This is a genomic window from Roseateles sp. P5_B10 (genome assembly GCF_056400485.1).
Window position 1 is genome coordinate 1 of sequence record NZ_JBFULE010000186.1, and the last position, 8140, is coordinate 8140.

Annotated in this window: 6 protein-coding genes; 3 read left to right on the forward strand and 3 right to left on the reverse strand. The window is 69.0% G+C overall.

All coding sequences use genetic code 11. The features are described 5' to 3' along the window. The coding region (locus AC1DU6_RS13545) for a M20/M25/M40 family metallo-hydrolase (protein WP_477857724.1) at positions 1-360 on the reverse strand (360 nt) is incomplete at its 3' end. A 164-nt stretch (positions 361-524) separates the two neighbouring features. Here AC1DU6_RS13545 and AC1DU6_RS13550 point away from each other — a divergent pair. The 3 genes from AC1DU6_RS13550 to AC1DU6_RS13560 are packed head-to-tail and all read left to right on the forward strand — an operon-like array spanning position 525 to position 4056. Next, positions 525-1994, forward strand: coding sequence for an aldehyde dehydrogenase family protein (locus AC1DU6_RS13550; protein WP_477857726.1), 1470 nt, complete (start codon positions 525-527; stop codon positions 1992-1994). Beyond that, entirely contained in the window at positions 1991-2710 is a 720-nt protein-coding gene (locus AC1DU6_RS13555; protein ID WP_457442316.1) for a cupin domain-containing protein, read from the forward strand. Before AC1DU6_RS13550 ends, AC1DU6_RS13555 begins: the two co-directional genes overlap by 4 nt. Before the next feature lie 20 nt (positions 2711-2730). Then, positions 2731-4056 carry an NAD(P)/FAD-dependent oxidoreductase gene (locus tag AC1DU6_RS13560; protein WP_477857728.1) on the forward strand — a complete coding sequence of 442 codons (1326 nt, stop codon included), beginning with the start codon at positions 2731-2733 and terminating at the stop codon, positions 4054-4056. An 11-nt stretch (positions 4057-4067) separates the two neighbouring features. Here AC1DU6_RS13560 and AC1DU6_RS13565 read toward each other — a convergent pair whose 3' ends face one another. Next, complete coding sequence (locus tag AC1DU6_RS13565; protein WP_477857730.1) at positions 4068-7208, reverse strand: efflux RND transporter permease subunit; 3141 nt, start codon at positions 7206-7208, stop codon at positions 4068-4070. Then, positions 7205-8140: efflux RND transporter periplasmic adaptor subunit (locus tag AC1DU6_RS13570; protein WP_477857732.1), on the reverse strand; the 936-nt coding region annotated here is incomplete at its 5' end. The genes AC1DU6_RS13565 and AC1DU6_RS13570, both read right to left, overlap by 4 nt.

Consider the following 8140-nt stretch of genomic DNA (forward strand, 5'->3'; position numbering starts at 1 on the left):
GTGCCGCGCGGCGCCGAGCAGCATGGCGGTGTGGCCGTCGTGGCCGCAGCCGTGGTGTGCGCCGGCATGGCGGCTGGCATGGCCCAGGCGCGACTGTTCGGCCATCGGCAGTGCGTCCATGTCGGCACGCAGCCCGACCGAGCGGCCGCTCGTGCCGTGGCGCAGCGTGCCGACGACACCGGTGCCACCCAGGCCTTCGTGCACTTCGAGCCCGAGCAGGCGCAACGCCGCCGCGACGATGCCGGCGGTGCGCCGCTCCTGGAAGGCCAGCTCCGGGTGGGCATGCAGGTCGCGGCGCAAGGCGACCAGGTCGGGCATCAGGTCGTCGACCGCAGTGGCGGGGATCTGTTCTTCAAGCATGGCCGAGCTTAGATCCGGGGCAGCGGCCATCCACAGCAGCGCTCGCTGTTCTGCGGGGCCGGCACGACAGATTCTTGCGAAGTCCGGCGCACATCCGGCACGCCCTCAAGCGGCCCTTCATGTCTACTTTCGTTCGCCTTGTCAGGTCCCAAAGGACACACTGAATGAACCCCGTCATCGAGCGTCTCATGAACGCCGGCCACCTGGATCGCGTCTTCATCGGCGGTGAGTGGCGCACTCCGGCGGGTGCGGCCCGCAGCGCCGTCACCAACCCGTCGACGGAGCAGGCCGTCGCGGAGATCGCGCTGGGCAATGCGCAGGACGTCGACGCCGCCGTGGCCGCAGCCCGGCGGGCCTTCACCACCTGGTCCGTCAGTGCGGTCGAAACCCGGGCCGCGCTGCTCGACCGAGTGCACGCCTTGATCCTGGAGCGCGCGGAGTGGTTCGCGCAGGCCATCTCGTTGGAAATGGGCGCCGCCATCAGCGTCGCGCGCAGCACGCRGGTGCCCATTGCCGCAGAGCACATCCGCGTGGCGCGTGACCTGGCACGCAGCTATCCCTTCCTGACCCATCGCGAGGGTGTGTCCATCCTGCGCGAGCCCATCGGCGTGTGCGGGCTGATCACGCCCTGGAACTGGCCGCTTTACCAGATCACCGCCAAGGTCGGCCCCGCGCTGGCGGCGGGGTGCACCGTCGTGCTGAAGCCCAGCGAGCTGTCGCCCTTGAGCGCGCTGCTCTTCGCCGAGGTGATGCGCGATGCCGGCGTCCCTGCCGGCGTGTTCAACCTCGTCAATGGCGAGGGGCCGGAGGTTGGCGCAGCGCTGGCGGCGCACCCGGATGTCGACATGATCTCGATCACCGGCTCGACGCGCGCCGGCGTGCTGGTGGCCCAGGCGGCCGCGCCGACGGTCAAGCGGGTCGCGCAGGAACTGGGCGGCAAGTCGCCCAACATCGTTCTGCCCGACRCGGACCTCCCGCGCGCCATACCTCTGGGCGTGGCCGCGGCCTTCCGCAACGTCGGCCAGTCCTGCAGCGCCCCGACCCGCATGATCGTCCCGCGCGAGCGCCTGGCGGAGGTCGAGCGGCTCGCCGCCGAAGCGGCCGCGGCCCTCGTCGTGGGTGACCCGCGCTTGCCGCAGACGACGCACGGTCCGGTCGCCAATCGCGCCCAGTTCAACCGCGTTCAGGAAATGATCGAGGCCGGCCTCGCCGAAGGCGCCCGGCTCGTCTGCGGCGGCCCCGGCCGGCCGCCGGGCCTGGAGCGCGGCTTCTACGTCCGCCCGACCATCTTCTCCGACGTGCAGCCGCAAATGCGCATCGCGCAGGAGGAGATCTTCGGGCCGGTGCTGTCCATCATTGCCTACGACGGCGTGGACGAGGCCGTGGAGATCGCCAACGACACGGTCTACGGCCTGGGCGCCCATGTGCAGAGCCGCGACCCCGCCGCCGCGCGTGCCGTCGCTGCGCGCATCCGCTCGGGGCAGGTGCACATCAACCATCCGGCGTGGAACCCAAACGCCCCCTTCGGCGGCTACAAGCGCTCGGGCAACGGCCGTGAGTACGGCGTCGAAGGCCTGCAGGAATACCTGGAAACCAAAGCCATTCTTGGCTACATGAACGAGGAGCACGCATGACCGCAGCCCTGCTGCTGCACCGCGCCGACGGTGCCCCCCTTTCGACGACCTTCCACCAGGCGGCCTTCGGCAAGGACGACCCGTTCGCGCCATGTCGCGAGATCGCCTGGGAAGGACCCGGCGCGATGATCGCCGGCCGGGTCAACTTCACTGGCGATATCGACGTGGCCAGCTTTCCTCATACCGAGACCCTCGTCGTCGTGGCGGGCCAGCTGACGCTGACAGCGGCTGGCGCGGCGCCGCTGGTGCTCGGTCCCGAGGCGGGCGCCGTCATCGCACGGGGGACTGCGGTGCGCATCCAGGCCGGGGTTGGCGTGCGCTTCGTGTGCTGCGCGGCCGCAAGTGATGGCCCATCGGCGCCCGGCATCACGCCCTTGCACGCCGAGGCCGACCTGAAGCCCTCCAACCCGCCACCGGCGCAAACGCTGCTAGGCCCGAGCCCGGCCTGCCGCAGCGACAACGTCTTCACTGAGGAGCAGACGCAGTACCGCGCCGGCACCTGGGACTCGACGCCCTACCACCGCGTCGTCCGTCCGCATCCCCTCAACGAATTCATGCACCTGCTGGCCGGCAACGTGCGATTCGCCAGCCCCAACGGCAGCGTGCTGTCGGCGGGCGCTGGCGATGCGCTCTTCGTGCCGCAGGGCGCGCCCATCGGCTGGGAGAGCCACGACCACGTCGCGAAGTTCTACGTGGTGCAAACCGTCCCGGCCTGAAACGACTGTCAAGATCCAATATGTCCCAGCCATTGCGCCTCATCGAGACCTCGCCCAAGCCGCCGGCCAGCGCCGACGTTGTCGTGATCGGCGGCGGCATCATCGGTGTCTTCACCGCCTACTACCTGGCCCGGCGCGGCCTGTCGGTCGCCGTGGTCGAGAAGGGCCTCATCGGCGCCGAGCAGTCGAGCCGCAACTGGGGCTGGTGCCGCCAGCAGAACCGGGACGCCCGCGAACTGCCGATGGCCACCAAGAGCCTTGAACTCTGGGATCAGTTTGCCGCCGACACCGGCGAGGACACGGGCTTCAAGCGCTGCGGCTTGCTCTACCTGAGCGACGACGATGCCCAGATTTCCGGCTGGGCCAGCTGGCGCGAGCTGGCGAAGACGGCTGGCGTGACCACCCACATGCTCAGTGGCCGCGAGGCGTCGGAGCGGGGCCAGGCGACCGGCCGCGTGTGGAAAGGCGGCGTCTTCTCGCCGAGCGACGGTACGGCCGACCCGGCCAAGGCGGCACCTGCCGTGGCAGCCGCGCTCATGAAACTCGGCGGCACCGTCCACCAGAACTGCGCCGCTCGCGGCATCGAGCTGGAAGGCGGCCGCGTCAGCGGCGTCGTGACGGAAGCCGGGACCATCAAGACCCGCACCGCGGTTCTCGCGGGCGGTGCGTGGGCGTCATCGTTCTGCAACCAGCTCGGCGTGCGGTTCCCGCTCGCCACGGTGCGTCAATCCATAGTGCGTCTGGCACCGGTGGAACAGCGCCTGCCGGACGCCCTGGCGGGCCCGCGCGTCGCCGTCACCCGGCGCCCTGACGGCCACTACGTCCTGGCAATCAGCGGGCGTGGGCGCGTCGACCCCACGCCGCAGCTGCTGCGCTTCGCACCGCAGTTCGTGCCGATGTTCGCCAAGCRCTGGCGCAATGTATTTCCCGGTGGGCTGGAAGGCATCCGCTGGGGTCACGAAACCCGTGCGCGATGGAAGCTGGACGAGCCCACGCCGATGGAACGGGCGCGCATCCTCGACCCCAAACCCGACCCTGCCGGCGTTCGCGAAACCCACCGCCGCGCCGTCGACTTGTTGCCGGCGCTGCGCGCGGCCCGCATCGCCAGCACCTGGGCGGGCTACATCGACAGCACGCCCGACGGCGTGCCGGGTATCGGGGAACTGCCGCATATGCCCGGCTTCATTCTGGCCGCGGGCTTTTCCGGCCACGGGTTCGGCATCGGCCCCGGCGCAGGCCACCTGATCGCCGACCTGGTCACGGGTGCCCGGCCAATCTTCGATCCCGCACCTTTCAACCCCGCACGATTCAACGAATCGTCCTGGGGCAAGGTGGCTGATTTCTAGTGCCAAGCGTGTCACTGCAGGCATGCAGCTGGCTGCGGCCTTCCCCGCATCAATGTGAAAGCCGCAGGCACGACGAAAAGGGACAGCAGCGGCGCCGTCAACATGCCGCCAAGCATGGGCGCGGCAATCCGGCTCATGACCTCGGAGCCGGTGCCCGAGCCGCAGACGATGGGCAGCAGGCCGGCGAGGATCACGGCCACCGTCATTGCCTTGGGCCGCACCCGCAGCACGGCGCCCTCGCGGACGGCGTCGAGCACCACGTCCCGCGTCATGGGCATGCCGGCGCGCATCCGGTCTTCGAGCGCGTGCTTGAGGTACAGCAGCATCACCACCCCGAATTCCGCCGACACCCCCGCCAGCGCGATGAAGCCCACGCCGGTGGCCACGGACAGGTTGTAGCCCAGCAGGTAGAGGAACCACACCCCGCCGGTCAACGCGAGCGGCAGCGTGGCCATGATCAGCGCAGCCTCCTCGGCACGCCGGAACGTCAGGTACAGCAGCACGAAGATGATGAGCAGCGTCGCCGGCACGACGACCTTCAGCCGCTCGTTGGCGCGCTCCATGTACTCGAACTGCCCGGAGTACGCCAGGCTCATGCCCGGCTCCAGGCGCACCTGCTGGGCCACCGCGCGCCGCAAGTCACCAGCGACCGACGCCAGGTCACGGCCGCGCACGTCGACGTAGACCCAGCCGGATGGCCGGGCGTTCTCGCTCTTGAGCATGGGCGGGCCGTCGACAAGCGCGACGGTGGCCAAGCTGCCCAGCGTCACCTGCTGGCCGCCGGGTGTGAGCACCGTCAGGTTGCGCAGCTTCTGCGGCGTGTCGCGCAGTTCGCGCGGATAGCGCAGGTTGATCGGGAAACGGGCCAGTCCTTCGACGGTCTCGCCGACGTTCTCGCCTCCGATGGCGCCTGACACCACCGCCTGCACGTCACTCACGTTCATGCCAAACCGCGCCGCTGCCGCCCGGTCGATCTGCACGTCGACGTAGCGGCCGCCAGTCAGTCGCTCGGCCAACGCCGAGCTGACACCGGGCACATTCTTCGCCACCGCCTCGATCTGGGCAGCGACCCGATCAATGGCGGTCAGATCCGTGGCGGAGACCTTCACGCCGATGGGGCTCTTGATGCCAGTGGCCAACATGTCGATGCGGTTGCGGATCGGTGGGATCCAAATGTTGCTCAGGCCAGGCACCTTCACCGTGCGGTCCAGTTCCTCCACCAGCTTCTCCGGCGTCATGCCCGGGCGCCACTGGTCGCGCGGCTTGAGCTGGACGGTGGTCTCGAACATCTCCAATGGCGCCGGGTCGGTGGCGGTCTCGGCCCGCCCGGCCTTGCCGAACACCCTTTGCACCTCAGGCACCGTCCTGATCATGCGATCGGTGATCTGCAGCAGCTCGGCGGCCTTTTGGGCCGACAGGCCAGGGAGCGCCGATGGCATGTACAACAGGTCGCCCTCGTCCAGGGGCGGCAGGAACTCACCCCCCAGGCGCATCAGAGGCCATAAGGTTGTCGCGAACGCCGCCACGCCCACCACGATCGTGGCTTTGGGCCAGCGCAGCACGACTTCCAGCGCCGGCCGATACATCGCGATCAGCCCCCGCGTGATCGGATTGCGCCGCTCGTCCGGGATGCGTCCGCGGATCCAGTAGCCCATCAGCACCGGGATCAGCGTGACCGACAGGCCCGCGGCAGCAGCCATCGCATAGGTCTTCGTGTAGGCCAGCGGCCCGAACAGCCGACCCTCCTGCGCCTGCAACGTGAAGACCGGCACAAAGGACAGCGTGATGATCAGCAGCGAGAAGAACAGCGCTGGCCCCACCTCGACGGCGGCGTCAGTGATGACCGCCCAGCGGGCCTCACCCTTCAACTCTTCATCCGGGTGCGCGTGCTGCCAAGCCTCCAGCTTCTTGTGCGCGTTCTCGATCATGACGACGGCCGCATCCACCATGGCGCCGACGGCAATGGCGATGCCGCCCAGCGACATGATGTTGGCGTTCAGCCCCTGGTATTGCATGACCAGGAAGGCCGCCATGACGCCCAGCGGCAGCGAGATGATGGCCACCAGCGCGGAGCGCAAGTGCCACAGGAACACCGCACAGACGATCGCGACCACGATGAATTCCTCGACCAACTTCATCGACAGGTTGTCGATGGCGCGCTGGATCAGCGAGCTGCGGTCATAGGTCGTGACGATCTCGACGCCTTTGGGCAGGCTGGCCTGTAGCTGCTTGAGCTTGTCTTTGACCGCGGCAATGGTGGCCTGGGCGTTCTTGCCGGTGCGCAGGATCACCACGCCGCCCACCGCCTCGCCTTCGCCATCCAGCTCAGTGATGCCGCGGCGCATCTCCGGGCCGATCTGGACGGTGGCGACCTGGCCCAGCAGCACCGGCACGCCATTGCGGTTGGCCAGCACGATGCTGCGGAAGTCGTCCAGTGACTTGAGGAAGCCGCTGGCGCGCACCATGTACTCGGCCTCGGCCAGTTCCAGCACCGCGCCACCGGCCTCCTGGTTGCCGTTCATCAGCGCCTCGCGCACCTGGTTGTGCGTGATGCCGTAGGCGACCAGCTTGGCCGGATCCATGACCACCTGGTACTGCTTGACCATGCCGCCGACGGTGGCGACCTCGGCGACATTGGCGACGGCCTTCAGCTCGAACTTGAGGAACCAGTCCTGCAGCGCGCGCAGCTGCGACAGATCGTGCTGCCCGCTGCGGTCCACCAGCGCGTACTGGAACACCCAGCCCACGCCGGTCGCGTCGGGCCCAAGCGAAGGCTTGGCCGTCGCCGGCAACCTGCCCTGGACTTGGTTCAGGTACTCCAGCACGCGGGAGCGTGCCCAGTACAGGTCCGTGCCGTCCTCGAAGATCACGTAGACGAAGGAGTCCCCGAAGAACGAGAACGCACGCACGGTCTTGGCGCCCGGCACCGACAGCATGGTCGTCGCCAGCGGGTAGGTGACCTGGTTCTCGACGATCTGCGGCGCCTGGCCGGGGTAGCTGGTGCGGATGATGACCTGCACGTCCGACAGGTCCGGCAGCGCGTCGATGGGCGTGGAGCGCAACGAGAGCACGCCGGCGACAGCGAGAAAGAGCGTGGCCAGCAGCACCAGGAAGCGGTTGCCGACCGACCAGCGGATCAGTGCGGCGATCATTGGGCGCCTCCCTTGGGTTCAAGGCGCAGCGCGGCGCTGGCGGCAGGCGCACCGGGGCTCGCCTGCCGCTGCATCACCCCCTGCATGCTGGCCTCGGAATCGATGAGGAACTGGCCCGAAGCAACAACCTGCTGGCCCGGCTGCAAGCCCTGCAGGACCTCCAGCTTGTCGCCCAGCTCGCGGCCCAGGCGAACCTGGACCGGCGTGAAGCGCCCGGGCTGCTCGACGACGTAGACCACCACGCGCTGGCCGGTGCGAATGACCGCCTCGGCGGGGACGACCAGTGCTTCCTCGCTGGACCCGCCCAGCCGCATCGTTGCAAACATGCCGGCCCGCAGGCGCCCCTGGGGGTTGCGCAACTCGACCCTGACGCGCAGCGTGCGCGTCTCGCTGCTGGCCTCCGGCAGCACCGCGCTGATCTTGCCGCGCAGCGTCTCGCCCGGGAAAGCCGTCAGCACCACATCGACCGGTTCGCCCACCCGCGCCATGCCGGCCTGAGCTTCGGGCAACGCAGCCTCGATCCAGACCGTGGACAGCCCGGTGATGCGGGCCAGGCTCATACCTTGGGACACCGTCATGCCCGGACGGACCATCAACTCCTGCACCAGGCCTCCGGTGGGCGCATGCACCGTCGTCAGCGCCTGGACTTGACCCGTTCGCTCGACCTGCTGGATGAGGGAAGCTGGCATGCCCATGAGCACGAGGCGCTGGCGCGCCGCGCTAGCCAGGGCTTCGTCGCCGGTACCGCGCACCGCCAGGAACTCCTGCTGGGCGCCGGCCCATTCCGGCACGAGCAGTTCGGCAATGAAGGCGCCGGCGGCCACGACGTCACCGGGTGCCAGGCGGGCGACTCGCTGGACGAAGCCTGCCGTGCGGGCCTGCAGGATCGAGATATCGCGTTCGTTGAGCTGGACGGTGGCTGGGACTTGCAG